This window comes from Streptomyces globosus, assembly GCF_003325375.1.
GTDB lineage: Bacteria > Actinomycetota > Actinomycetes > Streptomycetales > Streptomycetaceae > Streptomyces > Streptomyces globosus_A.
This window is the reverse complement of record NZ_CP030862.1, coordinates 3,774,777-3,800,402: the sequence shown is the minus strand read 5'-3', so window position 1 is coordinate 3,800,402 and position 25,626 is coordinate 3,774,777. Positions and strand designations below refer to the sequence as shown.

The 25,626-nt window shown below is 77.2% G+C and carries 28 protein-coding genes; 14 read left to right on the top strand and 14 right to left on the bottom strand.

The window, feature by feature from the left end; genetic code table 11:
- Window positions 1–114: 114 nt before the first annotated feature.
- Together C0216_RS16595 and C0216_RS16590 are read right to left on the bottom strand one after the other, a co-directional pair.
- On the bottom strand, window positions 115–510 hold the full coding sequence (locus C0216_RS16595) for a DUF2267 domain-containing protein (protein WP_114056040.1): 396 nt from the start codon (window positions 508–510) through the stop codon (window positions 115–117).
- Window positions 511–561: 51 nt separating this feature from the next.
- Window positions 562–990 (bottom strand): Hsp20/alpha crystallin family protein, encoded by a 429-nt coding sequence (locus C0216_RS16590; protein ID WP_114056039.1) that lies wholly within the window; start codon window positions 988–990, stop codon window positions 562–564.
- A 177-nt stretch (window positions 991–1,167) separates the two neighbouring features.
- On the opposite strand from C0216_RS16590, the gene C0216_RS16585 reads away from it, so the two are divergent.
- The 3 genes from C0216_RS16585 to C0216_RS16575 all read left to right on the top strand — a co-directional run bounded on the left by C0216_RS16585 (window position 1,168) and on the right by C0216_RS16575 (window position 3,454).
- Entirely contained in the window at window positions 1,168–1,836 is a 669-nt protein-coding gene (locus tag C0216_RS16585; protein WP_114056038.1) for a type III effector protein, read from the top strand.
- 60 nt (window positions 1,837–1,896) lie between these two features.
- Window positions 1,897–2,265 carry a hypothetical protein gene (locus C0216_RS16580; RefSeq protein ID WP_162793241.1) on the top strand — a complete coding sequence of 123 codons (369 nt, stop codon included), beginning with the start codon at window positions 1,897–1,899 and terminating at the stop codon, window positions 2,263–2,265.
- A gap of 109 nt (window positions 2,266–2,374) precedes the next feature.
- Window positions 2,375–3,454 (top strand): RNA ligase family protein, encoded by a 1,080-nt coding sequence (locus C0216_RS16575; protein WP_114056036.1) that lies wholly within the window; start codon window positions 2,375–2,377, stop codon window positions 3,452–3,454.
- Window positions 3,455–3,551: 97 nt separating this feature from the next.
- On the opposite strand, the gene C0216_RS16570 is transcribed toward C0216_RS16575, so the two are convergent.
- Both C0216_RS16570 and C0216_RS16565 read right to left on the bottom strand, forming a co-directional pair.
- The gene (locus C0216_RS16570) at window positions 3,552–4,040 is read right to left on the bottom strand and encodes a lamin tail domain-containing protein (RefSeq protein ID WP_114056035.1); all 489 of its coding nucleotides are present in this window, start codon (window positions 4,038–4,040) and stop codon (window positions 3,552–3,554) included.
- A gap of 347 nt (window positions 4,041–4,387) precedes the next feature.
- Entirely contained in the window at window positions 4,388–5,470 is a 1,083-nt protein-coding gene (locus C0216_RS16565) for a lactonase family protein (protein ID WP_114056034.1), read from the bottom strand.
- 179 nt (window positions 5,471–5,649) lie between these two features.
- Between C0216_RS16565 and C0216_RS16560 the strand changes: the two genes are divergently transcribed.
- Both C0216_RS16560 and C0216_RS35035 read left to right on the top strand, forming a co-directional pair.
- On the top strand, window positions 5,650–6,525 hold the full coding sequence (locus C0216_RS16560; protein WP_114056033.1) for a helix-turn-helix domain-containing protein: 876 nt from the start codon (window positions 5,650–5,652) through the stop codon (window positions 6,523–6,525).
- A 100-nt stretch (window positions 6,526–6,625) separates the two neighbouring features.
- Window positions 6,626–6,757, top strand: a complete 132-nt coding sequence (locus tag C0216_RS35035) for a hypothetical protein (protein ID WP_281277937.1) — start codon at window positions 6,626–6,628, stop codon at window positions 6,755–6,757.
- A 150-nt stretch (window positions 6,758–6,907) separates the two neighbouring features.
- On the opposite strand, the gene C0216_RS16555 is transcribed toward C0216_RS35035, so the two are convergent.
- Both C0216_RS16555 and C0216_RS34455 read right to left on the bottom strand, forming a co-directional pair.
- Window positions 6,908–7,360 carry an iron chaperone gene (locus tag C0216_RS16555; RefSeq protein WP_114056032.1) on the bottom strand — a complete coding sequence of 151 codons (453 nt, stop codon included), beginning with the start codon at window positions 7,358–7,360 and terminating at the stop codon, window positions 6,908–6,910.
- A 76-nt stretch (window positions 7,361–7,436) separates the two neighbouring features.
- Window positions 7,437–7,796 (bottom strand): VOC family protein, encoded by a 360-nt coding sequence (locus C0216_RS34455; protein ID WP_114056031.1) that lies wholly within the window; start codon window positions 7,794–7,796, stop codon window positions 7,437–7,439.
- A 215-nt stretch (window positions 7,797–8,011) separates the two neighbouring features.
- Here C0216_RS34455 and C0216_RS16545 point away from each other — a divergent pair, with 215 nt between their 5' ends.
- From C0216_RS16545 to C0216_RS16535, 3 genes are all read left to right on the top strand, one after another.
- Window positions 8,012–10,861 (top strand): ATP-binding protein, encoded by a 2,850-nt coding sequence (locus C0216_RS16545; protein ID WP_114056030.1) that lies wholly within the window; start codon window positions 8,012–8,014, stop codon window positions 10,859–10,861.
- Between the two features lie 184 nt (window positions 10,862–11,045).
- Window positions 11,046–11,993, top strand: coding sequence for an NmrA/HSCARG family protein (locus tag C0216_RS16540; protein WP_114056029.1), 948 nt, complete (start codon window positions 11,046–11,048; stop codon window positions 11,991–11,993).
- Window positions 11,994–12,184: 191 nt separating this feature from the next.
- Window positions 12,185–13,405, top strand: coding sequence for an FAD-dependent oxidoreductase (locus tag C0216_RS16535; protein ID WP_114056028.1), 1,221 nt, complete (start codon window positions 12,185–12,187; stop codon window positions 13,403–13,405).
- A gap of 34 nt (window positions 13,406–13,439) precedes the next feature.
- Here the strand turns inward: C0216_RS16535 and C0216_RS16530 are convergent, their stop codons facing one another.
- Complete coding sequence (locus C0216_RS16530; RefSeq protein WP_162793239.1) at window positions 13,440–13,808, bottom strand: DUF6233 domain-containing protein; 369 nt, start codon at window positions 13,806–13,808, stop codon at window positions 13,440–13,442.
- Window positions 13,809–14,030: 222 nt separating this feature from the next.
- On the opposite strand from C0216_RS16530, the gene C0216_RS16525 reads away from it, so the two are divergent.
- A complete protein-coding gene (locus tag C0216_RS16525; RefSeq protein WP_114056026.1) occupies window positions 14,031–14,675 on the top strand; it encodes a dihydrofolate reductase family protein in 645 nt (214 codons plus the stop codon).
- A gap of 49 nt (window positions 14,676–14,724) precedes the next feature.
- Here C0216_RS16525 and C0216_RS16520 read toward each other — a convergent pair whose 3' ends face one another.
- The 4 genes from C0216_RS16520 to C0216_RS16505 form a co-directional block, all read right to left on the bottom strand.
- Window positions 14,725–15,456 carry a hypothetical protein gene (locus C0216_RS16520; RefSeq protein WP_114056025.1) on the bottom strand — a complete coding sequence of 244 codons (732 nt, stop codon included), beginning with the start codon at window positions 15,454–15,456 and terminating at the stop codon, window positions 14,725–14,727.
- A 123-nt stretch (window positions 15,457–15,579) separates the two neighbouring features.
- Complete coding sequence (locus C0216_RS16515) at window positions 15,580–17,181, bottom strand: mucoidy inhibitor MuiA family protein (RefSeq protein ID WP_114056024.1); 1,602 nt, start codon at window positions 17,179–17,181, stop codon at window positions 15,580–15,582.
- An 8-nt stretch (window positions 17,182–17,189) separates the two neighbouring features.
- Window positions 17,190–19,292, bottom strand: coding sequence for a DUF4139 domain-containing protein (locus tag C0216_RS16510; RefSeq protein ID WP_114056023.1), 2,103 nt, complete (start codon window positions 19,290–19,292; stop codon window positions 17,190–17,192).
- Window positions 19,293–19,368: 76 nt separating this feature from the next.
- Entirely contained in the window at window positions 19,369–19,725 is a 357-nt protein-coding gene (locus C0216_RS16505; protein WP_114056022.1) for a hypothetical protein, read from the bottom strand.
- 352 nt (window positions 19,726–20,077) lie between these two features.
- Here C0216_RS16505 and C0216_RS16500 point away from each other — a divergent pair, with 352 nt between their 5' ends.
- On the top strand, window positions 20,078–20,635 hold the full coding sequence (locus tag C0216_RS16500; RefSeq protein ID WP_114056021.1) for an RNA polymerase sigma factor: 558 nt from the start codon (window positions 20,078–20,080) through the stop codon (window positions 20,633–20,635).
- Window positions 20,632–20,922 carry a hypothetical protein gene (locus C0216_RS16495; protein WP_114056020.1) on the top strand — a complete coding sequence of 97 codons (291 nt, stop codon included), beginning with the start codon at window positions 20,632–20,634 and terminating at the stop codon, window positions 20,920–20,922. The genes C0216_RS16500 and C0216_RS16495 overlap by 4 nt, the downstream gene beginning before the upstream one ends.
- A 98-nt stretch (window positions 20,923–21,020) precedes the next feature.
- On the opposite strand, the gene C0216_RS16490 is transcribed toward C0216_RS16495, so the two are convergent.
- A complete protein-coding gene (locus tag C0216_RS16490) occupies window positions 21,021–21,383 on the bottom strand; it encodes a hypothetical protein (protein ID WP_114056019.1) in 363 nt (120 codons plus the stop codon).
- Window positions 21,384–21,587: 204 nt separating this feature from the next.
- Here C0216_RS16490 and C0216_RS16485 point away from each other — a divergent pair, with 204 nt between their 5' ends.
- Window positions 21,588–22,376, top strand: a complete 789-nt coding sequence (locus tag C0216_RS16485; protein WP_114056018.1) for a class I SAM-dependent methyltransferase — start codon at window positions 21,588–21,590, stop codon at window positions 22,374–22,376.
- An 88-nt stretch (window positions 22,377–22,464) separates the two neighbouring features.
- Here the strand turns inward: C0216_RS16485 and C0216_RS16480 are convergent, their stop codons facing one another.
- Entirely contained in the window at window positions 22,465–22,815 is a 351-nt protein-coding gene (locus C0216_RS16480) for an STAS domain-containing protein (RefSeq protein WP_114056017.1), read from the bottom strand.
- Window positions 22,816–22,862: 47 nt separating this feature from the next.
- Here C0216_RS16480 and C0216_RS16475 point away from each other — a divergent pair, with 47 nt between their 5' ends.
- Complete coding sequence (locus tag C0216_RS16475) at window positions 22,863–23,288, top strand: class I SAM-dependent methyltransferase (RefSeq protein ID WP_114056016.1); 426 nt, start codon at window positions 22,863–22,865, stop codon at window positions 23,286–23,288.
- A gap of 17 nt (window positions 23,289–23,305) precedes the next feature.
- On the opposite strand, the gene C0216_RS16470 is transcribed toward C0216_RS16475, so the two are convergent.
- Window positions 23,306–24,004: a YoaK family protein gene (locus C0216_RS16470; protein WP_246042577.1), complete on the bottom strand. Its 699-nt coding sequence runs from the start codon at window positions 24,002–24,004 to the stop codon at window positions 23,306–23,308.
- A 290-nt stretch (window positions 24,005–24,294) separates the two neighbouring features.
- On the opposite strand from C0216_RS16470, the gene C0216_RS16465 reads away from it, so the two are divergent.
- Window positions 24,295–25,584, top strand: coding sequence for a chloride channel protein (locus C0216_RS16465; RefSeq protein ID WP_114056015.1), 1,290 nt, complete (start codon window positions 24,295–24,297; stop codon window positions 25,582–25,584).
- Window positions 25,585–25,626 lie beyond the last annotated feature (42 nt).

Sequence of the window (25,626 nt, the reverse complement as noted above, 5' to 3'; positions counted from 1 at the left end):
GCCGCCCGCGGCCGCGGGCGGCGGGGCGAACGGGTGACGCGCCGCCCCGGCGGCGGCGGTTGCCCGGCGGCGGTTGCCCGGCCGAGGCGGCGGGACCGGCGCTCCGGTACCCGGTCAGGCCTCCTGCGGGCGGCCGAAGAGCAGGTCGTAGCCCGGCGGGAGTTGGAGCAGGACCCTCCGCAGCACCTCGTCGTCGAGGCTGTCGGCGACGACGCTGAGGACCGCGCTGACGTCCCACCGGGCCGTCGCCTCCGTCGCCCCCTCGATCCAGGCCGCGGTGGCCCGTACGAACCGCTGCGGGTCGAGCGGTTCGGCAGCCCGCAGCGGGTTGAGCAGGATCAGGGCGTAGGCCTCGGGCAGGCCCGCGGCGACCCGGGCCCGGTCCTCGCCCACCAGGTGCGCGCCGAGCAGCGCGAGGACCACCCGCGCCGCCCGGTCGGCCTCGTCGCGGCTGCCGTACTCGCCGCGTTCGCGGACGCGTTCGATGAAGGCGTCCCATCGCAGGGTCATCGCCGGCTCCTTACGGCCCGGGGGTGTGGGCGGCCCGCAGGCCGCCGGCCGTCAGCTGCTGATCTGCCTGCGGGAGCCGTCGCCGATGGCGATCTTGCGGGGCTTGGCGCGCTCGGCGATCGGGATGCGGAGCGTCAGCACGCCCGCGTCGTAGTCGGCCTCGATGTGCTCGGTGTCGAGGGTGTCGGCCAGCACGACCTGCCGGGAGAACACCCCGAGGGGCCGCTCGGACAGCTCCACCTGAGCCTGGTCCGACTTGGCCGCGGGCCTGCGCTCGGCGCGGACCGTCAGCATGTTCCGCTCGACGTCGATGTCGACGGCCTCCTTCGCCACGCCCGGGATGTCGAAGGCGATCACGTACGTGTCGCCGTCCCGGTACGCGTCCATCGGCATGGCGGACGGCCTGGACCACGTCCCCGGGCCGAGGAGCTGCTGGGCGAGGCGGTCCATCTCACGGAAGGGGTCGGTGCGCATCAGCATGGAAGAACACCTCCGGTCGTCTCGGCTGCGGTGCCAGTGCGCTTCGGACACCTCCGTTGTAGCATGTCATCCAACCGATGACAAGCAGTGATGTAACCCTGTGGATGACGAGTCGGGGGCCGGGGTAGTCTCTCCGCCACCGGTGCGCGTACCGGTCCCCACACCCGGGAGGTATCCGTGACCACACCCCAGCAGCCCGCCGGGCCGCCCGGCTCCCCGGCCTCCTTCCCGGCCGCCGCGGCCGCCCTCGACGCGATCGGCAGGGCCGTCCAGGACGCCCACGGCCAGGAGGCGGACGGCCCCCGCGACACGGACTCCGCCCTGGCCGCCCTGCTGCTCCTGCGCGAGGTCCGCGAACAGCTCGCCTCGTGGGAGAGCGGGCTCATCGAGACGGCCCGCGCCGCCGGCGCGAGCTGGGCCGACCTGGCCGGCCCCCTCGGCGTCGCCAGCCGGCAGGCCGCCGAGCGCCGCTACCTGCGGCTGCGTCCCGGAGCCGTCGGCGCGACGGGCGAGCAGCGCGTCCAGGCCACCCGCGACTCCCGCGCGGCACAGCGCAGCGTCAACACCTGGGCCCGGCAGAACGCGGGGGACCTGCGCCAGCTCGCCGGCCAGGTCAGCGCGCTCACCGGCCTCGACAGGCCGGGCAGCGCCTCGATCGGCAGGGTCCGCAGCGCACTCGCCGGCGACGACGCCGCCGACCTGCTCGGCCCGCTCAGCGCGGCCGCACCGCACGTACGCGCCGGGCACCCCGAGCTCGCCGACCGCATCGACGCCGTGAACCGGCATACCGACCGCGTCCGCCGTGCCAGCGACCGCCGCCGCCAGGGCGCGGACGGCGTCGAGTAGCGGCAGGCTCCCGGCGCGCGCCCCATGTCCCGCCCGCGGGGGCGCCGGTACGATCCTGGGATGGAACGCGCGGAAATCCTGAAGCGGGTCATCGCCATCCTGACGGAGGTCCAGGAGATCCGGCACGCGGTGGAGGCGGGCGAGGATCCCGAGGTCCCCGAGGCGGAGTCACAGGTCGTCACGGAGCTCCTCAACGAGATGCTCCCCTCGGTCCGCGTCCCTGCCGACGCCGCCCCGAAGGAGGTCGTCCGCCTGGTCGCGGGCTCGCTCGGGCCGGCCCTCCAGAGCATGGTCGCCGGCTTCAGCCTCGCCTTCACCAGCCTGGCCATGGCCCACGACAACGGCCGTACGGACCTCACCTCCACCGACGTCCTGCGCACCCTGGCCCTCGAGGTCGAACGCGGCACCTACGACGACGGCACCCCCTGACCCCGCCGCGTCCCTCGCACGCCCCCAGGCCCGCGGAAAAACAGGCGGCCGGGGACGCTTGCGGCCGTTACGATCAGGCCTTCCCCCGGCGGACGCCACGGAGGTCACGATGGACGGGTCCGCCCCGCGGACGCCCCCGGCGGGCGCCCGCGGCCCGGACGCCGACTGGTCGCCCTACCCCAAGATCCCCTCCCGGGCCCGGCCCGGCGGTGCGGGGCGGGCTGCCCGCGAGTGGGTCGCCCAGGAGAAGGTCCACGGCGCGAACTTCGCCGTGCACTGCGACCGGAGGGGAGTCCGCCCGGCCAAGCGCCGCGAACTGCTCGCGGAGGGCGGCCTGGACGACTTCTTCGGCGTCGCCCGGATCTGGCCCGCCCTCGCCGTCGCCGCCGGACGGTGCGCCGCCGCACTGCGCCGCCGCTACGGGGCGGACCCCACGGCCCCGGTCACCCTGTACGGGGAACTCGCCGGCGGACGCTACCCGCACCCCGACGTCCCGCACGCCCCCGGCGCGGAGCCCGTCCAGACCGGCGTCTGGTATGCGCCGGGACTGCTCTGGCTGCCGTTCGACGCCGTCGTCCGGACCGGCGACGGCACCTGCTGGGCGGGCGAGCGCGCCCTGCGGGAGGCCGCGGCGGCCGCGGGCCTGCACTGCGCCCCGCTCCTCGCCCGCGGCACCCTGGCCCGGGTCCAGGAGGCGTCGCCGGTGTTCGAGACCAGGGTGCCGGCGCTCCTCGGCCTGCCTGCGCTGCCCGGCAACCTCGCGGAGGGGATCGTCGTCAAGCCCGCCTGCGACTGGTGGGTGGTGCCCGGGCCGGACCCCGCCACGGGCGGGGGCGCCCGCCCGGTGGCCAAGGTGAAGCACCCGGCCTTCGCCGAGGACCAGCGCTACGCCGGCTCGCGCCCCTACACCGCGCCGCCCGAAGGCGCCGCCGGGGTGCCCGGCTGGCTCCTCTCCCAGGCGGCCGCGCTCCTCACGCCGGCGCGGGCCGCGGCCGCCGTCGGCAAACTGGGCCCGCGCACCCCGGCCGGGGAGGTCGCCGCGGAGATCGCCCGCGACGCCGCCCTGGACCTCGCCGACTCCGTCGGCGGCCTCGACGGCTCCCTGGCCGCTGCCCTGGAGCGCTCACTGCACCCCGGGGCGCTCGCCCTCGCCCGCTTCGACGCGGCCGACCGCCGCCGGCGGCCCTGACCGGACGGCGCCCTCCGGCACTCGGACGACCGCCGTGTCCCGCTTCCGGCCGCGGACTCCGCCGGACCGGGCAGCACCGGCGGCAGGGCGTCAGAGGTCAGCGGCGGCGGCCCTCGCGGCCGCCCCACGACTGGGTGTCGACGATGTTCCCGCGGGCGTCGCGCAGCGTGGCGGTGTCGCGCTCGTCCCAGATCTCGCGGCGGCTGTCCTGGTAGACGTCGGTGCGCGTGTCGCGGCCCTGACCGGTGTGGACCCGGACACTGGAACGGCCGTCGAGGCGGAGGCGGTCGAAGCGGTAGCGGTTGCCCTCGCGGTCGGTGAGGGTGAACCCGCGCAGCTCCACGGCCTGCCGGCCGTTGTTCCGCACCTCGACCCACTCGCGGTTCAGGTCGTTCACGGTGCGGCCGCGGGTGCGGGTGAGGCTCTCGTGCTGAACGTCGCCGATGGCGAGGGCGGAGTAGCGGGCCGCACGGCGGTCGCGCCGGTCGTCGTCGTGGGCGGCGGCCGGCAGCGCGGTCGCGCCGACCAGGGATCCGGCGGCGAGGACCGCGGCGAGCAGGCGGCGGGTGGGGAGGGAAGCAGACATGGGGGTGACTCCTTCGAGAGGCGAGCCCGGACGGGACGCCATCGCGCCGGCCGGACTCCGTGCGGTTCCCGGCATCGTGCCGAGGCGCCACACTCTGGCGCCCCCGCACCGCCGAACGCCGCATCTCGGGCGCGTGTTTCCCCATGCGGACAATTCCGTAACACTCCCGTGTAACGGACAGGGGTCAACGGCGTGTGACGGGCGCGGGGGTGCGGCCCCGTGACGGCCCGTGCGCCGCTTGGCCTCCGGGCTCGGCGGCCGGATGCCCGGCCGCGTGGCTGCCTACGCCGAACGGGCTGGGCGTCTCGTAACAGCCTGCCCGCGTCGGCGGCGGGCGCCGCCGGGTGTCAGGCGAACACGACGCAGGCGGCTGCCGGGACCTCCACCTGCCCGGAGCGGCTCAGCCGCCCGGTCCGGGAGTCGGCCTCGAACCACGTGACGTCCCCCGACCACTCGTTGGAGACGTAGACGCGCCGCCCCGACGGGTCGGCCGCGAGGTCGCGCGGCCAACTCCCGCCGCACGGCAGCGTCTGCACGTGCCGTGGCTCCCCCGCGTCCCCGGACAGGGCGAACGTGTGGAGCACGTTGCTGCCGCGGACCGCCACCCGCAGGAACCGCCCGTCGCCCGACACCAGGCCCACCGAGGGGTACTCGCGTACGCCCGCCGCCTCCGGCGAGGCCAGCGGCACCCCGCCGGCGGGATCGAGCCTGCCTGTCGCCGCGTCCCAGCGGCAGACCGTCAGGAGAGGCTCCAGTTCGTGCACGACGTACGCGGTGCCCCCGCCCGGGGCGAACACCAGGTGGCGCGGCCCGCTCCCGGCCGGAAGGGCCGTCTCCGCGTGCAGGCGCAGCGCGCCCGTCGCAGGGTCGAGGGCGCAGACGCGTACGGAGTCGGTGCCGAGGTCGACGCTGAGGATCCAGCGGCCCGACGGGTCGGCCAGCACCTGGTGGGCGTGCGGGCCGGTCTGCCGGTCCGGGTCGGGGCCCGCGCCCTCATGGGCGAGGACGCACAGGTCCCCGGCGGGGCTGCCGTCCGCGCCGAGACGGAGGCTGCTCACGCTGCCGGAGGCGTAGTGGGCGGTCAGCAGCCGGCCGCCGGCCAGGCCCAGGTGGGTGGGCCCGCGCCCGCCGACCGGTGCCGGCCGGCCGAGCGGGACGAGCCCGTCGGCCGCGGTCCGGTATGCCGCGACGACGCCCTCGCCGTCGTCGCTGTCGCTCACCGCATACAGGAACCGCCCCCCGCCGCCGAGCGCCAGGCAGGCTGGGTTCACGATCCCGTTCGCGGTGGCGAGGGGAGTCAGCGCCCCCGTGGCGGGATCCACCGCGGCGGTCGTGATGCCGTGGCCGCCGCCCGTGGTGAACGACCCGATGTAGGCGCGCGGTCCGCGCGGCCGGTCGCCCTGGTCCGTGGTGCTCGCGCCGCCGTCCACCGAGGTGTCCTTCCCGCCGCCCTGTGGGAGCCGAGAAGGACGATAACGGGACAATAGGGATGTCCGGATCTTTCGCCGGCCCTCCGGCGCGTCTGGAATCCTGAAGCCGATCGGGGGCTCGGGCCGGGCCGCACCGACCGGACGGGGGCGGGGGCCCGGCAGGCAGAGGGAGGGCGTGCATGCCGGTGACCGGGGCGACGAGGGCGGACGGCCACGGCGTACGGATGACCCGTACGGGCGGCCGATGGCGGGTGACCCGGCCGTGGCCCGCCCACCTGAGGCCCTTCCTGCACAGCTACGCCGGCTACTGGGAGGCGGCGGCCACGCCCTACCGGGTGCGGCTCGTACCGACCGGCCGCGCCGTGGTGCTGATCAACCTCGGCGAGCCGTTCGCCCAGGTGCGGCGGCTCGCGGACGACACGGGCCTGACCGGCCAGGCCACCGGCGCGCTCGTGGTGGGCCTGGAGGACGGTCCCCGCGTCTGCGACCACCCCGGCGGGCAGGAGGCGATCCGCCTGGAACTGACCCCGCTCGGCGCCTACCGGCTGTTCGCCCTGCCCATGGGGGAGCTGACCAACAGGGCCGTCGGACTCGGCGACATCCTCGGGCCGTCGGCACGGCTCCTGGTGGACCGGATGGCCGCCACCCGCAGTTGGACGACCCGGTTCGACCTGCTGGACGCCGCGCTGACCGCGCGGCTCGACAGCGGCCCGGTGCCCGCCCCGGAGGTCGTCCAGGCGTGGCGGCTGCTGCGCCGCACCGGCGGCACGGTCCCGATCGGCCGGATCGCCGCCGAAGTCGGCTGGAGCCAGGGGCATCTGGTCCGCCGCTTCACCCAGCAGGTCGGCCTCACACCGAAGGCGTCCGCGCGCGTACTTCGCTTCCGGCGGGCCGTGCGCCTGCTCACCAGCGAGCACGTCACCCCCGCCGACGTGACCGCCGCATGCGGCTACTACGACCAGGCCCACCTGAACCGAGAGTTCCGCGCCCTGGCCGACACCACCCCCGGCCGGATGGCCGGGGCCCGGCTCGCGGAAGGGGCGCTCACCCTCTGAGGCGAGGTCAAATTCGTCCAAGCCAGGCCGTCTCCGCCGCCGCTAGTGTCCCCATGCATCGCCGAACGGGCACCCGGCCCGCGGAACCAGGGAGTGGTCGATGGAAGAGCTGCTGCGCATCCTCGTCGCGGGCGCGCTCACGGGTGCGCTGGTCGGAGCGGCCGGCGCCCTCGGACGCCGCAGCCGCAGGCGCCGCGAAGGCGGCGGGGGCGGCGGCACGGAACGCCGCTGACGGCCCCGGGGCCGGGGCGCGGTCCGCCACGGGGGAGCGGACCCCGCCCCGGCCCCGCTGCCGTGCAGCGCATGCGAGGGCCGTGGCCGAGCGGGTGGCACCCGCCCAGGACGCCCGCCCTCCACCCCTTCACCGCGTGCCGTGTGCAGGTCAGCCGGCCGCCCGCCTCACGAGGGCGGCGATCCGCTCCTCCACCTCGTCCGTCACCTCGGTGAGGGCGAAGCCGGCCGCCCACATGGGGCCGTCGTCCAGGGCGGCCAGATCGCTGAAGCCGAGGGTGGCGTAGCGCGCCTTGAACTTCTCGGCGCTCTGGAAGAAGCAGACGACCTTGCCGTCCCGGGCGTAGGCGGGCATGCCGTACCACAGCTTCGGGGCGAGCTCCGGGGCGTGCGCCCGGACGACGGCGTGCACGCGCTCGGCCATCACCCGGTCGGACTCCTGCATGTCGGCGATCTTCGCGAGGACATCGCGTTCGGCTGCTGCGGCCTTCTCCGCGGCCGAGCCGCGCCGGGCGGCCTTCTTCACCTCCTGCGCGTGGTCGCGCATCGCGGCCCGCTCCTCGGCGGTGAAACCGGCGTACGTGCTGCTCTCGGCGGTGCTCATGGGATACGGCTCCTGGGGTCTCGGCGGGGTCTTGGAGGTGCGGACGGGCGGTGCGGCCGCGCGGTGCGGCGCGGGCTCAGCGGTCCTGGAGGAGGCCGACGAGGTTGCCGTCGGGGTCGATCACGGTGGCCGTCAGACGGCCGCCGCCGACGTCGCCGACCGGGTCCTTCACGGTCGCGCCGGCCGCGGTCAGCTCGGCGAGCTTCGCCTCGATGTCGGACACGTGCCAGTAGGCGAGCGGCGCGGTCAGGCCCTGCGGCCCGCCGGCCGGCAGCAGCCCGAGGTGCTGCCCGCAGGACTCGAAGCCGGCGTAGTAGGGGGCGTCGACCTGCGGAGGGACGCCCAGCAGGGCCGTGTACACCGCCTTGGCCTGCCCGAGGTCGGAGACGGGGATCAGGACGGTGCGGAAGCCCTGGTGGTCGGAAGCGGTCGTCACGGCAACTCCTCGGTTCGCTGGATCCCATCGGATCGGCCCGGCCCGGTGTCCGGCGGGCCCGTTCTCGCTGTGCCCCCAGCTTCCCGCGGCAGGCGTACGCACCGCCTCCGTGCTCACCACGGAAAGCACCACGGAAAGCACCACGGAGAGCACCACGCAGACACCACGGCCCCCGCCCCCGCCGGGAGTTCGGAAGATCATCGGATAATGGCGCGGTGACCACTCCAGCCATCTCGTCCCGCGAGGCCGAAGTCCTCGACCTGCTCGGGGAGCACCTCAGCAACGCGGAGATCGCCGCCCGGCTGTTCATCTCCGTCCGCACGGTCGAGTCGCACGTCTCCTCGCTGCTGCGGAAGCTGGAGCTCCCCGACCGCCGCGCGCTCTCCCGCCGCTCGCCCGGCGGTACGGCGCCCCGCACCGCCGCGGCCGTGCTGCCCGTCCCGCTGACGGCGTTCGTCGGGAGGGCGCGGGAGCAGGCGGAGCTCGCCGAGGCCGTCACGGCGGGCCGGCTGGTCACCGCCGTCGGCCCGGGCGGCGTCGGAAAGACGCGCCTCGCGCTGGCGGTTGCGGCCCGGGCGGCCGGCGGCTTCCCGGACGGCGTGTGCTTCGCCGACCTCGTCCCGGTCACCGACCCAGGGCGGGTGGCAGCCGCCGTCGCCGCCGCCACCGGTGTGGGCGAGCAGCCGGGCCGCAGCCTCGACGACGTCCTCCCGGCCGCCCTCGCCGACCGCCGGGCGCTGCTGGTCCTGGACAACTGCGAGCAGGTCCGCGAGGGAGTCGCCCCCTTCCTGGAACGGCTGCTCACCGCCTGCCCCGGCCTGCACGTACTCGCGACGAGCCGCGCCCGGCTCATGGTCCCCTTCGAGCGGGTGTTCCCCGTCCCGCCGCTGTCCCGCGTCGGCGGCGGCCGGTCGGAGGCGGCCGCCCTGTTCCTGGAGCGGGCGGCGGCGGTCGGCCGGGCCCCCGATCCGGCGGAGTACGGCCACGTGACGGCCCTGTGCGAGCGCCTCGACGGCATGGCCCTGGCGATCGAACTGGCCGCAGCGCGCTGGTCCACCCTGGGCCTCGACGGCCTCACGGCCGGCCTCTCCGACCAGCTGCGCATCCTCGCCGGCGGGCCCCGCGCCGACGGCCGGCACCGGTCCGTGCGGGCCGTACTCGACTGGAGCCACGACCTGCTCACCCCGGAGGACCGGGCCCTGCTGCGGCGCGTGTCCGTGTTCGCCGTGCCGTTCACGGCGCAGGCCGCGGCCGACGTGGCGGGCTTCGCCCCGCTGGATGCGGCGGCCGTGGCCGACGGGCTCGGCAGGCTCGCCGAACAGAGCCTGCTCACCGTGACGGCCGCCCCGGGCGGAACCCGCTACCACGCCCTGGAGACCATCCGCCAGTACGGGACCGAGCTGCTCGCCGGCACCGGTGAGCTCGGCGGCGTACGCGGCCGCCACCTGGCCTGGTGCCTGGACGCCGCGGCCGCCCTCGCCGAGGACGCCGCGGTCGCCGGAGGCCCCGACCCCGGCCCGCGGGGCGGCGCGGCGTGGCGGGTCCGCTTCGACGCCGCAGCCGACGACCTCAGGGCAGCCCTCGCCTGGGCCGCCGGCCTGCCGGAGCACCGCGCCGACGCCCACCGCCTCGCGTGTGCCCTCGCATCCTCGGCCTTCGCGCGGAACCTGCTCGGCGAGGCCCAGCAGCGCCACGAGCAGGCGGCCGGGCTCGCAGCCCACGACACGGACGCGGCCGCCGCCCTGCGCCAGGCCGCCGGAGTCGCCGGGTGCCGCAGGCTGGGCGACGACATGTACCGGCTGCACCGGGCCGCCGGCGAAGCGGCCCGCCGCGCCGGGGACCCCGCCGCGGCCGCCCGCGACCTGGCCACCGCAGCCACCGTCGCCTACCGCTTCTCCAGCACGTTCGCAGAGATCCCGGCCGCCTCGGAGGCCCGGGCGCTGCTCGGCGAAGCCCGCGAGCAGGCCGCCGCCTGCGGGGACCCGGCCGCCGAGGCGGCCGTGGCGCTCGCCGAGGCGGCCGTGGTCGCCGACGCCTTCGGCGCCGTCCAGGGGGACGCCGACAACAGCGCGGCGGACACCGTCGCCGCCGCCGAGCGGGCCGTCGACCTGGCCCTCCGCGCGGGCGACGGCGCCGCCCGGTCCGCCGCCCTCGACGCGCTGTCCGGCGCGCAGAGCTGGGCGGGCGACCCCTTCGCCGCCGCGGCCGCCGCCCGGCACCGCCTCGACCTCCTGGACCGGTCCGGCGCCGCCACACCCGCCGCCACGCACGAACTCGTCGACGCCCTCGCGATGGCCGCCGCCACCGCCGTCGGCACCGGCGAACTGCCGCAGGCCCGCGCCTGGGGCGAGCGCCTCGCCGGCCGACCCCTCCTCGCCGAGGTCGGCGACCACGCCACCTCCTGGCTGCTCGTCGCCGACGCGCTGGCCGGCCGGGCCGACGACGTCCTCGCCACCAGCCCCCGCTTCCTCGACGCCTGGGAACGGGCCGGCCGGCAGCGCTCCTTCTCCCTCGGCCCGGCCGCCGCCGCCGTCGCCATGGTCCACGGACTGCGCGCAGACCGCGACGCCCGCGCCGCATGGCTCGCCACAGCCGACCGGGCCGGCGCCGAGGACGACCACCGGCACGGCCACGGAGCCGTCTTCGACAGCATCGTCCTGCTCCACCACGGCGACCCGGCCGCCGCCCTCGAACGGACCGCGCCCGAACCCGAATCCGTGTGGAAGTGGGTCTGCTGGGTCTGGCTGCACTGGTACGCGGCGCTCCGGGCCGAGGCGGCCGTCCTCGCCGGACACCCCGCAGCCGCGGCCCGCACCGCCGCCGCCCGGGACCTCGTCACCGGCAACCCCGTCGCGACCGCCCTCGCGGACCGCGCCCAGGCCCTCCTCGACGGCGACCGGCAGCGGCTGCTCGCCACCGCGGACGCCTTCGCCGCCGCAGGCTGCCCCTACCAGGCGGCGCGCACCCTCCTGCTCGCCGGAGGACGGCATGCCGCTGCCGGCGCCGCCGCGCTCGACGCCCTCGGTCTGCGGCCCGGGCCCGCCGGACCCGCCGCGGCGCACTGACCCGGAGGCCGGCCGGCGCGCGCCGGCGGCTGCGGTGGGCGGCACGCCGGCACCGCCCGCCCGCCCGCTGACGTCACCGGAACGGACCACACGGCGGCGTGTGCGCCGGGGCTGCGGGGCCGCCCGACCGTAGGTTTCGCTTCCAGGTTCCGAGGGTGGCTGCGGCAGGGAAGAGGTGCTGGCGATGGACGGCAGGCGGACCATCACCGTGTTCGGCGCGACGGGGCAGCAGGGCGGTGCACTGGCCCGGGCCGCCCTGGCGGACGCGGACGGCGCCTTCGCCGTCCGCGCCGTGACCCGCCACCCCGACTCCGGCCGCGCCAGGGAGCTGGAACAGCTCGGCGCCGAGGTCGTCCGGGCCGACCTCGACGACGAAGCCAGCCTGCGGTCCGCCCTCGACGGCGCCTACGGGGCCTTCATGGTGACCAACTTCTGGGAGCACATGAGCGCGGCCCACGAGAAGGAACAGGCCCAGGCACTCTCCCGGGCGGCCGGACACGCCGGCATCCAGCACGCGGTCTGGTCCACGCTGGAGGACACCCGCGAGTGCATCCCGCTCGGCGACGGCCGGATGCCGACGCTGCAAGGCTCGTACAACGTCCCGCACTTCGACGCCAAGGCGGAGGCGGACCACTTCTTCACCGACGACGGCGTCCCCACCACCTTCCTGCGGACCACGTTCTACTGGGAGAACCTGCTGTCGATGTTCGCCCCGCAGCGCGGCGAGGACGGCACCTTCGAACTCGTCTACCCCATGGGCGACAGCCGCCTCTCCGGTATCGCCGTCGACGACATCGGCAAGACCGCCCTGGCCGTCTTCAAGGGCGGCACCGACTTCATCGCCGCCACGGTCAGCATCGCCGGCGAGCACCTGACCGTCGCCGAGATGGCCGCCACGATGACCGACGTGCTCGGGCAGCCCTTCCGCTACCGGCCGCTCACCCCTGACGCCTTCCGGGCGCTCGGGTTCCCCGGCGCCGACGAGGCGGGCAACATGTTCCAGTACTACGCCGACTGCGAGCACGCCTTCACCGCCGCCCGCGACCTGGCCGCCGTCCGCGCCCTCCACCCCGGCCTGCAGGACTTCCGCACCTGGGTGACCGCACACCGCGCGCAGTTCGACCTGTCCTGACCGCGGTCCCCCTGCCCCCTCCCACACGGCCGGTCAGCGCGATCACCGCCCCTGTCCCGCAGGTGCCATAATCTGCCGAACGGGTGTGATCCGCGTGGCGGGTCCGCGTGATCTGCGGCGGGGGGACCATGGCAGGCCGAAGGGGCGCCGGTCCGCCGGCCGCCGCCGGACTTCCGGGCGGACGGCGTCCCATGCCGATACGCCGCGCCGTGGTGGTCGGAGCCGGAATCGGCGGCCTCACCGCGGCCATCGCCCTGCACCGCCGCGGGTGGGACGTCACCGTCTGCGAACGCGCCCCCGAACCGCCCGCCACCGGCGCGGGCATCGGCCTGGCCCCCAACGCGCTGCGCGCCCTCGACGCCATAGGCGTCGACGCGGCCCGCGCGGCCGGCAGCGCGATACCCGACACGATGGGCGTCCGCCGCGCCGACGGCCGCCGGCTGACCGGGGCCGGCACCGCCGAGATGGCGGCCCGCTACGGCACGGCCCCGATCGCCGTCCCCCGCCCGGCCTTCACGGCAGCCCTGGCCGCCGCGCTCCCGCCCGGCGTCCTCCGGTACGGGGCCGCCGTGACCGCCGTGGACGACGCGGAGGGCCGGCGCCCCACCGTCCGCACGGCCGGCGGCGCGGAACTGCCCGCGGACCTCGTCGTCGCCGCCGACGGCATCCGCAGCCCCCTGCGCCGCACCCACTTCCCCGGCCACCCCGGGCTCCGCTACCTGGGCGAGACGGCCTGGCGGACCATCGTGGACGCCCCGGACCTCGGCATCCGGGCCATGAGCGAGACGTGGGGGCGCGGCGAGCGGTTCGGCATCACCCCGCTGGCAGACGGCCGCTACTACCTCTACGCCACCGCGCTCGCCCCCGCCGGCACCCGGTCGGCCGACCCCCGCGCGGAACTCCTGGAGCGCTTCGGCTCCTGGCACGACCCGATCCCCGCCCTGCTGGACCGGGTGCGGCACCTCGACCCGGCCGGCGTCCTGCAGCACGACCTCCACGACCTGGCCGCCCCGCTGCCCCGCCTGCACCACGGCCGGATCGCCTGGGTCGGCGACGCCGCCCACGCCATGGCGCCCAACCTGGGGCAGGGCGGCTGCCAGGCCATCGAGGACGCGGTGGTCCTCGCCCACCTCCTCCCCGCGGGCGGCGCCCCGGACCCGGCCCCGGGGGCGGGCGCCGCGGATCCCGTCCGGGCCGCCCTCGCCGCGTACACCGCGGCCCGGCGCGACCGCACCGACGCCGTGCGCGTCCGGGCCCGCCGGGTCGGCCGCCTGGGCGCCCTCCGCCACCCCCTCGCGGCGGCGGCCCGCGACGCCGCGGTCCGCGCCGTCCCGGACCGCCTGGCCCTGCGCGGCATGGACGACCTCTTCAACGGCTTCCGCCTCCCGGCCCGGCAGCCGGCGGAGCGGTAGCGCTCCGGCCCGGGCCTGCTCCGGTACCGGCCGCTCAGGGGTCGCCGGCGCCGAGGAGCCGGCCCGCGTCGCAGACGCCGCAGGGCTCGACCTGCGGGTGGCGCAGGGCGTCGACGGCCTGGGCGCGGGTCGCCGGCCGGGTCCGCCCGGAGGTCAGGGTGCAGTCGCCGGTGTGGATCAGCATCGGGGCGTTCGAGGCGCCGATCCCGTACTGGATCTGCCACTCGACGACCGGGGAGGGCACGGGCCGGCCCGCCGCGGCCTCCGCGATCCGCGCGGTGGTCTCGATCTCTGCGATCCGCTCCCGGACGAGCTCCAGCAGCAGCTCGCACCACCGCTCCAGGGTCTTCAGCCGCGCCAGGTCCGGCGGGAGCAGCCACCCGGTGTCCCGCCCGCCGGCCACCGTCACACCCCCCGCCGGGGCGGGGCGCACGGCGCGGCGGCGCCGACGGCCGAGAGGCCCGGGCCGCGATCGGCAGACGGCAGGTCGTACGCACTCACCCCTCAATCGTAAACCTGTTCGAATCCGGGTCTCGACCCGCGCCTCCGGCGCGCCGATGAGTTCCCGTCCGCCTGCCGGTCTATCCCTGGGACGGACACCACTCCTCGCACACCGGAGCACACCATGGGCCTCATCCACATCGCGATGTTCGCGACCCTCGACCTCGTCGGACAGGCGCCCGGCGGCCCCGACGAAGACCCGGACGGCTTCCCGTTCGGCGGCTGGCAGGCACCCCTGCTGGACGAGGACACCGGCATGCAGATCGGCGCCGCGTACGAGGGCACGGACGCCCTCCTGCTCGGCCGGCGCACGTACGACATCTTCGCCGCCTACTGGCCCCACCAGAAGGGCGGCGAGGACGGTGCGATCGCCGAGCTCTTCAACCGGGTCCCGAAGTACGTGGCCTCCCGCGGCACCCCCGACCTCTCCTGGGCCGGCTCCACGCAGCTCGGCCCGGACCTGGCCGCCGCCGTGCGCGAGATCCGCGACCGCCACGAGCACGTCAAGGTCGTCGGAAGCCTGGACCTCGTGCAGACCCTCCTGCGCGAGAGGCTCTTCGACCGCCTCGACCTCTGGGTGCACCCGATCGTGCTCGGCGTCGGGAAGAAGGTGTTCGGCGAGGGCGCCGTGCCGGCCAACGTCACGCTGCTCGCGCCCCCGGCGGCCGGCCCGTCGGGCACGGTGTACCTGCGCTACGGGCTGGCGGACGGCGCCCCCGCCACGGGCGACATGAGCGCACCCGACCGCGGCCTGCCAGACGGCGCCTGAAGCCGACACCCTCGCGGCTCCGCACCCCTTGCCGCCGGGTGCGGGGCCGCTACGCCGACGGCCCCCAGGCCGTCGTCAGACCCTCCAGCCACGCCGGCGGCAGCTCCGCGGCGTCCCATTCCTCCCGCAGTGCCGCCGGCTCCGTCAGCAGGCGCTCCAGCACGGCGACGCTGGTGGGGGAGTGCAGCAGCGAGTACCGCCCGTGGATGGCGATCGGGCTGCCCGGGCCGTACTGCGCGTACATCCGCTCAAGCCGCGCCCGGTGCTCCGCGGCGAACGCGGTCAGGCGCCCCGCGTACCCGGTCCGCTGCCGCGTGGTCATGGTGCCGAGGACGGCCGTCAGGACCGGCTCGGAGACATCCGGGTCGAGGTCGGACTCCGGGGCGAACGACAGGTACAGCGGCAGCACGGCCACCTTCGCCCGCTCCAGCTCCATCCGCCCCGCGGGCGGGCGCGCGTCCAGGGGGTCCCCGGGCGCGTCGGCGCCGACGGCGTCGCGCAGCATCCGCTCGGCGATCCCCCCGAGTGCCCCGGTGACGGTGCGGGCGCCGTCGAGCCAGCCGGACGCGTAGGGCCCGCCCTCTGCCGTCGGGGCGTCCTCCGCCCGCCCCGCGACCTCCGCGGCCGCGACGGCGACCGCCCCGGCCGAGACCAGCCCGATCAGCTCCTCGGCGTCGCCGGGGTGGATACCGGCCCTGCCGAGGAGCCGGACGAGCGTCGTCTTCGCGTTCAGGACGCTGACCGCGTCCAGGTGCAGTGGCCCTTCCCCGGCGGGGTTCATCGGATCCTCCTCGGTCATAGGGGGCGCCGGAGCGAGCTTATGCGGCGGACCGGCGCATTCCGGCACCTGCGGGCACCGGGCTCCCGGCGGCGCGCACCCGCGCCGCACACGGCGCCCGTACGGTCAGAGGCCGGCGACCTTCGCGCCCGCCGACACCTCGTACGCCAGGGTGATGCTGCGGCGGCCGCCCGGCGGGAGGGCGATGTCCCAGCGGGCAATGCCGTCGGCGTCGACCGCGTCCGGGGCCGGGGAGCAGGCCTCCTTGCGCAGGCGCACCTCCACCGCCGAGATCTCCGAGACCGGGATCCGCTCGCGGACGGCGACGGTCCGCTCGCCCTCCTCGCCGGGGGCCGAGAACCGGGACAGGTGCAGCCGCACCGTTCGCGTGACCACCGTCCGCTGCATGATCCCGCCCGTTTCGCGGGACTCGTCGGCCTGCCGCACCACCCGCAGGTCGTCGCAGCTGCCGAAGGCGAGTTCGGCGGTGGCGCCGGGCGCCGTGAACTCCAGGGTGCCCCGGCCGCTGAAACCGCTGCCGCGGACCAGGTCCACCGGCCCGGCCAGCAGGGCGTGCCCGGACCGGTTCGGAACCCGCACCACCTGCGCCACCAGCGGCGACAGCTCGGGCGTGGCCGCGTACTCGGCGGCCGCGTCCGCGGTGAAGGACGACAGCGGCACCCGGTGGGCGCGTCCGTCCGACGGCACCGAGACGGGGCCGGGGGCGGCAAAAACGCGCGTCTCGCCGCCGTCGTCCACGCCCGGCAGGCCCGACACCGGTGCCGGGCCGAGCTCCGCGACCTCCTCCTCGCGCAGCTCGACGTCGACCGTGCGGCGTTCGGCGGCGGTCCGCTCGGTGAGCGCCAGCCGGTCCTCGCCGAGCCGGGGCGGTTCGGTGGCCAGCGCCGACCGGGCCGTCGACAGGGTCAGGCGCACGCCCGACCAGTCCTCCCCGGTGCGCTGCCACACCATGGCGTCGCTCTCCAGCGTCAGCGAGCCGCCGTCGAGCACGGCCCGGTAGACGGGCCGCCACAGCGCGCAGGCCGTGAGGTGGCCGAGCCGCAGCCGGGCCGGCCCGGCCGCCGAGGCCCGGACGGTCACCTCGACGTGCGCCACCAGGTCGGCCGGCTGCCCCTCGGCGGCGGCCAGGCCCCGCCGGACGTCCGCGAGTTCCGCGTCGAGGGCGGCCAGCCGCGCCTGCGCGGTGCGCAGCTGCTCGCCGTACGTGTCGCGTTCGGCGTCGAGCCGGTCCAGTTCCCGCGCCCAGCGGTCCGGGTCGCTCTCGCCGGCGCCGGCGCTTTCGCGGATCTCCCGCAGCAGCCGGTCGGCGAGCCTGCCGAGCAGGCCGAGGCGGACGTCCAGCCGGTCCCGCCGGTGCTGCACCGAGACCTGCTCCGCTTCGAGGGCGTGCAGGTGCTGCCGCAGTGCCGAGTCGTCGGCGGACGGCAGCGGCCCGCGGGGCGTCCACGTACGGACGATCCGCACGTCCAGGACGGCGGCCGGCAGGCCGGCGTCCAGCTCGGCGTGCAGGGTGCGGTCGACGGCCAGCGCGCTGACCGGCCCGAGGCGGAGGCGCTGCACCCCGGCTTCGAGGTCGAGGACTGCGGTGCGCTCGACGTGGGCGCGGTCCTCCAGGCAGGTGACGGCGGTGACCGGAAGGGCGATCGGCTCCCCGGCCGCGGCGGGGGAGGCGGTGCGCGAGGTGGCGCGGGGCGTGTCGTGTGGCATGGCGTGTGTCAGCTCCTGCGGTTGCCGCCGACGAGGGCCTTTGCGGCCGGGATGCGGATCTCGAAGCGGCCCTCCAGCGCGGTGGCGCCGCCGGCGGGCAGCTCCACCCGCCAGATGCGGGTGCCCGGAGCATGGTGCTCCGGTCCGGCGCCGGCCTCGGGGGCCGTCCAGTCGGCCCGCTCCTCGATCCGGACGTCCGCGTCGGAGGTGACCGGCACCCGCTCGCGGACCTCGACGGTGACGGGCCGGGAGAGCCGGTTCGCCAGCTCCACGTGGACGCGGTGGTCCAGGACGGTGGTACCGCCCCGCAGCCCGGCCGCCGACTCGTGCAGGTTCGTGCGCCGCGCGACCCGGACGCCCTCGGCGGGGCCGAGGCCCAGCCGGGAGACGGCGCCCGGCGCGAGCGTCGGCAGCGCGGCGGTCAGCAGGAACTCGTCGTCGACGGTGACCTCCACCGGCCCCGCCAGCAGCGCCTGGCCGGTGGCGTTGGAGAGCACCAGCGTCGCGTACACGGTCTGCTCGACCGACGGCACGCAGAGGTACTCGGTGCGCAGCCCCAGCGGGACCTCGCCGACGGTGACGGTGTGCCAGGTGCCGTCGGAGGGGACGTCGGCGCGGGCGGCGGCGTCGAAGCGGTGGTCGAACGAGCCGGCCGACTCGCGGGGCCGTACGGCGTGCCCGGGCAGCGGCAGCGCGGCCACCGCCTCGGCGCGCCGGCGGTGCTCGGCGCCCACCGGGTCCGAGGGGGCGCCGGGAAACAGGCGGCCCCGGCGGGCGGCCTGGTCCTCGGGACCGGCGAGGACGAGGGCGCGGTAGTCGAGTTCGGCGCCGCTCGGCCGCGGCGGGCCGACCGGCGCGGGCGGTGCGGCGGGTGCGCCCGGCGGAAGTCCGCCCGGGGCCGCCGGGGCCCCGCTGCGTGACCGCCGCGCGGCCGGCCGCGCCGGGACCTGCGGCGCGAACCCGGGGGCCCCGCCGCCGAAGCCGGGCGGAGCGGGCGCGGCCGGGGCGGCCAGGGCAGCCGGGGCGGGCATCGCGGGCGGCGGCGCCCCGTACGCCTGCGGCGCCGGCTGCACCGGCATCGCGGGCGGCGGCAGCGGGGGTACGGGGTCGGCGGCCGCGCCGGGCCGCGGAGCCGCGGGTGCGGGGGCCGGCGGGCCCGGCCGTGGGCCCGCGCCCGCGTACCCGGCGAACAGGTCGGCGAGCCCCGCCGGCGGCTCGCGCCAGCCGGACGGGGCAGGGGCGGGCTGGCGGCGCCCGATCCGGACCGAGTGGAGCCTGGGCAGGTCGGTGCGGCGCCGCAGGTCCGAGGTGGCCAGGGCGATGCGTACGCCGTTCCAGTCCTCGCCGGTGCGCTGGGCGACCGAGGCGCGCAGCACCAGCCGGCCCGTGTCGTCGCCCTGCCGGTGGGCGAGGCGGTACGCGGGCACCCAGACCGCGCCCGGAACCCCGTACTCCACCTCCAGTTCGACCTCGGAGCCGGCGTCCTCCCCGGTGTCCGTCCCGGGCGCGCCGGTGCCGGCCAGGGTGAGGACCGCGCAGACGGTGGTGTCCACGTGCACCTGCGGCGCGTCGCCGGAGGCGCGGGCGAGCCGGTCCTCGGCGACGGCCAGCTCGTGCCCGGCGCGCAGCAGTTCCCCCTCCAGCTCCGCCAGCCGTGTCTGGAGGGCGGCCAGCCGCCGGTCCACGAAGTCGGCGAGCTCCAGCCACGCCTCGACGGGCGTCCGGCGCGGCGCGTCCTCGCGGGGGCGGGCCGGCGGCGCCGGGTGCAGGCCGCCTGCCTCCTCGATCAGCGTCAGCTGCCGGTCCCGGCGGGCCTGCACCGCCGCATACCGGTCGCGCAGCCGCTCGACCTCGCTCCGCAACCCGTGCGGCGCGCGCGGGCCGGAAGGCTCGGCCTCGACCTCGACCCGCGCCTCCACGACGCGGACGCCGGGCGAGCCGAGGACACGGGCCCGCAGCGAGCCGGGATCCAGGGAGCGCGGCAGGCCCGTCACCCGCAGCCGTCCGTCCGGCGGTACGGTGCCGCGGGCGAGCCGGCGGCACAGTGCGCCCTGTGCGTACACCACGACGGAATCCAGGGCCGATTCCCACCGTGCAGTCCGAGCCGTCATGCGTGCTGCCCCCCGACGTGCGTCCGTGCTGAGCGAAGCCTACCCACCTGCGTACGGGCGCCCGCGGCGGTGCCGCTCACCTGCCGCCCGTGAAGGCGCCGGCCGGTACGGAGAGCTCGTGCCCGGTGGAGAACCGGACGCGCACCTCCGACTCCGTCCACGTCGCGGACCGGATGCCCTCCGCGCCCAGGTAGGTGTCGATGTGCAGCCAGTGCCCGTACGACGCATCGGGCTGCCTGCCGATCACCATCCGGTACGAGTCGTCACCGGACAGGTCGCGGAGGTGCTCCATCCGCAGGAAGTACCGGGAGCCGTCGTAGGGCAGAGACGCGGGGGAGGCGCTGCGGTACGCCACCTCGGTCCGCGGCCACGACGCTGCCGTCAGCACGGCGGTGCTCAGCACGACGCCGGCCGCGACGCCCAGCAGCAGCATGCCGATTCCGCGCCGGCGGCGGCCGCCCGCGCCGCCCGCGCCGCCGACGTCCGGGCCGGGGGTGTACGAAGTGCTGATGGCGTTCCTCCGGGTACCGCGCCGCTCCGCCCCCGCTCGGACGGAAGCCGGCTCTGCGGTAAGGACGCGGAACCGGGCCGATCGGTTGTCACCGGCGGTCGGGGGCCGTGCCGGTGAATCCTTTTCGGCGGACGGCTCCTCTTGTACACGTGCCGACAGCCGTCGGGACGGGGAAGCCGGAGGAAGAACATGATCGTGGGAATGGCAGTGGCCGTAGGAGCGGTGCTCGTGTGCGCGTGCGTGTACGCGGTCTCGCGCAAGCGGGGGCGGACGCGTGGCTGAGTACGCATGGCCCGGCGAGCAGTTGGTCGCAGGCGCCCGGCGCGGCGACGTCGACTCGCTCACGGCCCTGGTGTCGGGATCGCACCCGAACGTGCAGCGGTTCGCCCGCTCCCTGTGCGCCACACCCGAGGACGCGCAGGACGCCGCCCAGGAAGCGCTGATCATCCTGTACCGGAAGATCGGGACGCTCCGCGCGTCCGGCGCCCTCGCGTCGTGGATGTTCCGCATCGTCCGCAACGAGTGCCTGCGGCGCGCCCGGACGATCGGACGGGACACCGCAACCCTGCGGGACGAGGCCCGGCCCTCCGCCGAGGAGGAGGCCCTCCGACGGCTGGAGGCGGGCCGGGTGGCGGCGGCGATCGCCGCGCTGCCCGCGGAGCAGCGGCAGGTGCTGGTCATGCGGGACGTGCAGGGGCTGAGCGGGCGGATGGTCGCCGACGCGCTCGGGATCGGCACGGCGGCGATGAAGTCGCGGCTCCACCGGGCCCGGGCCGCGGTCCGGAGCCGGCTCGGGGACGGGGACGGCGTACCGGCGGGAGGCGGACGGTGAGGACGGCAGCGACCGGGAAGGACGGCGGGCCCGACTACGCGAGCGCGTCCCTGCCCCGGCACCTGGCCCGCGGCGCGGTGGGCTTCGGCTCCCTGATCGGCGGGACGGGCCTGGCGTTCACCGTCGGCCCGGTCGCCCTGCTGCTCCTGCCGGTGGGGCTGGTGGCGCTCCGGGGGTGCCCGGTGTGCTGGACGATCGGCCTCGTGCAGACCGTCTCGCGGGGACGCCTCCGGCGCTCCTGCGAGAACGGCCGCTGCACCCTCACCGTCCCGGCCCGCCCCTCCTGACGGCGCCGGCGCGGCGCCCCGTACGGGGTCGGGCGCCGCGCCGGCAGCCGCTACACCGGCGGGCAGGGCGGGGCCGGAGCCGGAGCCGGGGGAGGGGGTCAGGACCGGGACGTGATGTGGTCGAGGACGGCGGTGAACTCCGCCGTCGGGGAGAAGTCCACGTACTCGCAGTCCTCCAGGGCCACGGGGGCGTGCCCGGGAGGCCAGTGGAACGCCTGGCCCGCCTCGTAGACCTCCTCGCCGTCCTTCGTCACCATCTTCAGGCGGCCCTTGAGCATGTAGCCCCAGTGGGGACAGGGGCACAGGTCGTCGGGCATGCCCTGCAGCGCCGGGCGGAGGTCCGCCCCCGCGGGCAGCCGTACGAAGGCGACGGACAGGTCGCCGCCGGCCGGCTGTGTGCGGAGTTCGACGCCGTCGCCTTCGACCGCCACCGGTGTGTCGCCCCGTGTGATCGCCGTCATGGCTGCCTCGCTTCCCATGTCCGCAGGGGTGTCCCCCGCTTCCAGCGTGGCCGCGGCGGCCGGAGCGCGCCAGGCGGGCGCCGGCGCGGCCGGTGCGCGGTGCAGCGGGTGCCGCGGCGGCGGGGGCGGGGGATGCTGGTTCCGGGCGGTGCCGGGCCGCCCCCCGTCTCCGGACGGTGGCCGTGCGGGAGCGGGTGGTCGCCCGTGTGGGGTGACGGAGAGGCGTACGAGCCGTACATCGGCCGGTGGAGCCGGTGCGTGGCAGGGGAGTTCGTACGCCGGCTGTCCGTTCCGGCCGGGGCGGTGTGGTGGGACGTCGGCTGCGGTACCGGCGCCGTCACCCGCGCCGTCCTGGAGGCGGCGGACCCCGGCCGGGTCGTGGGCGCCGACCCGTCGGAGAGCTATCTGCGGTACGCGCGGCGGACCGTCGGAGACCCGCGGGCCGGCTTCGTGCGCGCCGACGCCCGCCGGCTGCCCGCGCCGGACGGTGCGGCGGGCGCCGCGGTCAGCGGACTGGTCCTCAACTTCGTGCCCGAACCGGCCCGTGCTGTCGCCGAGATGCTCCGGGTGGTGCACCCCGGGGGCGTGGCCGCGGTGTACGTGTGGGACTACACGCAGGGCGGGATGGAGCTCCTGCGGCACTTCTGGGACGCCGCGGCGGAGGTGGACGCGGGCGCCGGGCCGCTGGACGAGGGCGCCCGCTTACCGCTGTGCGCGCCCGAACCGCTGCGGCTGCTGCTGCGCGGCTCCGGGCTGGCCGGCGTCACCGTCGGCGAGATCGTGGTCCGGACCCGCTTCCGGGACTTCGCGGACTACTGGGAGCCGTTCCGGGGCGGCCAGGGGCCGGCACCCGCGTACCTGGCCTCCCTGCCGCAGGCGCGGCGCGACCTCCTGCAGGAGCGGCTGAGGGCGTCCCTGCCCGCCGCGGCCGACGGGTCGATCACCCTGTCCGCCCGGGCGTGGACGGCCCAGGGCACGCGCCCGTCCCGGTGAGGGGGAACCAGGCGCCCGGAGCGGCTGGCTGCGGTGCGGGCCCGCCGCCGCGACCGGAAGCAGCGCGGTGCACGCCGGGGAGGGAAGCTCAGTCCGCGGCGGCCGGCACGAACGAGAACAGCTCGACGGACCCGGTCAGCTCCAGCAGCCGCAGCAGCTGGTGGCTCGGCGCCGCGAGCCGCATGGCGTGCCCGCCGGCCCAGGCCCTCTCCCGGGCCGCCAGCAGGACGGTGAGGCCCGAGGAGTCGCAGAACGAGGAGTGGCGGAGGTCGACCACCACGTCCGCGCGGTCAGGCGCCCGGGAGATGGCCGTGTCGAGCGCCGTGCGGAGCTCCGCGGCGTGGTCGAGGTCCATCTCGCCGCTCACACGCACCACGCACCGTGCTCCGGCCGAGGGCGGGGCCGCGGGATCCGCAGTGCGCTCCTCGTCGACAGCCATGGCGCACCTCCTCGTACGCCCGGCACCTGCCCCGCGAACCGCCCGCCATGCCCCCGCGCGCCCGCGCCCGCTGCGCCGGCCTGCCCGCCGAGTTCCACCGGGCCGACGCCACCGCCTTCCTCGCGGGCACGGAGCGCCGCCGGAACGCGGTCGTGTCCCGGTTCGGCGCCGTGTGGTTCCACGACCCCCGCCGCCTGCTCCCCCTCGTCCGCGACCGGCTGGGCCCCGGCGGCCTGCTCGCCTTCAGCCACGCGCCCGCCCTGCCCGGCTGCTACGGCCCGCAGGGCACGCACTCCGGCGGACTGCGCGGGCGGCCCCTCGCGGTGCGCCGCTGGTCCTACACCCCGCGCAGGTGGACAGGCCTCCTGCGGGCCGCCGGGTTCGAGCGCGTCGACGCCGCGGTGCTCCCCGCCCCCGACCCCGCCGGCCTCGGCACCCTCATGGTCCGCGCCTGGCTCCCCGCAGCCCCGTAGCACCGTTGCCGCGCCGCTCACGTGTGCAGGTGCGGCTTCGGGACGTATGCCGCCGCGACCGCCAGCAGGATGCCCGCCGCCACGAGCAGCAGCCCCGACACCGGCCAGCCGGCGTGGACCCACAGCGCGCCGGCGAGCCCGCCCGCGAACATCGCGCCCACGGAGGCGGCCCGGCGCGCGGTCGCCGCCGTGCCGCGGGCGAGGAAGGAGTCGCGGCCCAGCAGGGACCCGGCGAGCAGGGCGGTCATGGCGCGGGTGACCAGCGTCGTCGGCAGGTCGGGGACCTGGAGGCGCAGGCTGGTCACGTTGCGGATGCCCATGGCGGCCGACAGCACGCCGATCGCGGCGAGATGCCGGCCCGTGGGCGCTTGGTGGACCGGCGGCACCCCCCACACGGCGACGGCGGCCGCCCCGACGAGGACCGCCTCCGCGACGAGCGAGAGGATGAACCAGCGGTGCCGGCCGGCCTCCAGCCGGGTCTCCAGCCGGGCGCCGCCCACGGCCCCCGCGGTGAACGCCCCCAGCGACACCGCGGGCGCCACCACCGACAGGCCGCCCTCGCCGACCAGGCCGAACGCGAAGAAGAGGACGTTCCCCGTCTGCATGGCCGTGAACACCGGCCCCAGCGCGAGCAGGCTCACCGCCTCCACCAGCCCGGTCGTCAGGGTGAGCACCGCCATGAACGGGGCCAGCACTGACGCGGTCTTCGGCTCCACAGCCCCTCCCGGGTCCCCCGGGCCCGACGCGCGGCCCGACGCCACCAGTCTCCGCCGCCGCGCCCGGCCGCGGACGCCGCAACGCCGTCGCCGCGCGCGTCGTCCGGTCGGGGCGCATCCCGGCGCGCCGCGGCGCGCTTCCCGACGGCGGCCGCAGGGGGCGGTCCACGCTCGGACGGACCGCGGCCCGGACGGCCGCGGGGCGGACCCCGGACGGGCGCCCGCAGGCTCGGCACGGGAGGTCGGCACATGGCGGGTCCCCACCCCGGCCCCGCGCACGGGGCGCCGCGGTGACGGCGCGTCGGCTCCGCGGCGCCTGCCGCGCCCACCTCGTGGCGGCCCTGGCCGGCTGCCTGGTGGGCCTGGTCGGCGGGGCGTTCCGGTGGTGCCTGCAACGGGCCGACGCGCTGCGCGGCCGCCTGCTGGAGACCGCCGCCGGGCTCGGCGGCGGTCTCGGATGGCTGGTGCCCGTCGCGCTCACAGCCGCGGGGGCGGCCCTCGCCTGCGCCATCGCCCGGCGCGTTCCGCACGCGGCGGGCAGCGGCATCCAGCACGTCGAGGCGGTCTGGCGCGGGGAGAGCGAGGCCCCCACATGGCGGCTGCTCCCCGCCAAGTTCGCCGGCGGCGTCGTCGCGATCGGCTCCGGGCTCGTCCTGGGACGGGAGGGCCCGGCGGTGCACATGGGAGCCGCGATCGGAGCCGAGGCGGGCCGGCGCACCGGCCTGGGCGCCGACGACATCCGGCTGCTGCACACCTCGCTCGCCGGCGCCGGACTCGCCGTGGCGTTCGCCGCGCCACTCGGGGGCCTGCTGTTTGTCTGCGAGGAGGTCACCCGGTCCGTGCGGCCGCGGCTCGTGCTGATGACCCTCGTCGGCACGGCTGCCGCCGCAGCCGTCTCCGCGCTGATCGCCGGCGGCGCGCCGATCTTCCCCTTCCCCGACGCGCCCGCCCCGCCCGTGTGGCTGCTGCCCGTCTTCCTGCTGTTCGGCGCCACCGCCGGGCTGCTGGGAGCCGCGTACGGGGGCCTCGTCATCGGCAGCCTGGCCCTGTCCGACCGGCTCGCCGCCCGGGTGCCCGCCACCGCCCGCGCGGCCCTGATCGGGGCCGTGGTCGGACTGCTGATGGCGGTCGACCCGCTGTTCGCCGGCGGGGGCGACCCGCTCGGCGAACGGCTCCTGGCCGGTTGGAGCCCGGCCGTCGGCGTCCTCGCCGCCTACCTGGCCGTGCGCTTCGCCGCAGGACCGCTCAGCTACGCCGCCGGAACGCCCGGCGGGCTGTTCGCCCCGCTCCTGGCCGTCGGTGCGCTGTGGGGCGCCCTCGCGCACGCCGCCGCGGGGCCGCTGCTGCCGGGCCAGGCGGCCGGGTCCGGGGCGTTCGCCGTGGTCGGCATGGCCGCCCTGTTCGCCGCCGTCGTACGGGCGCCCGCAACGGGCATCGTCCTGGTCGTGGAGATGACCGGCGCCACCTCGCTCGTCCTGCCGCTGCTGGCCGCGTGCTTCGCCGCCGCACTCACCGCGGACCGGCTGGGCAGCGAACCGGTCTACGACCGGCTGCGGCGCCGCATGCAGGAGCGTCCCTGACCGCACAACTCCCTCGCGCCGACGGCCCGTGGCGGGTGATCA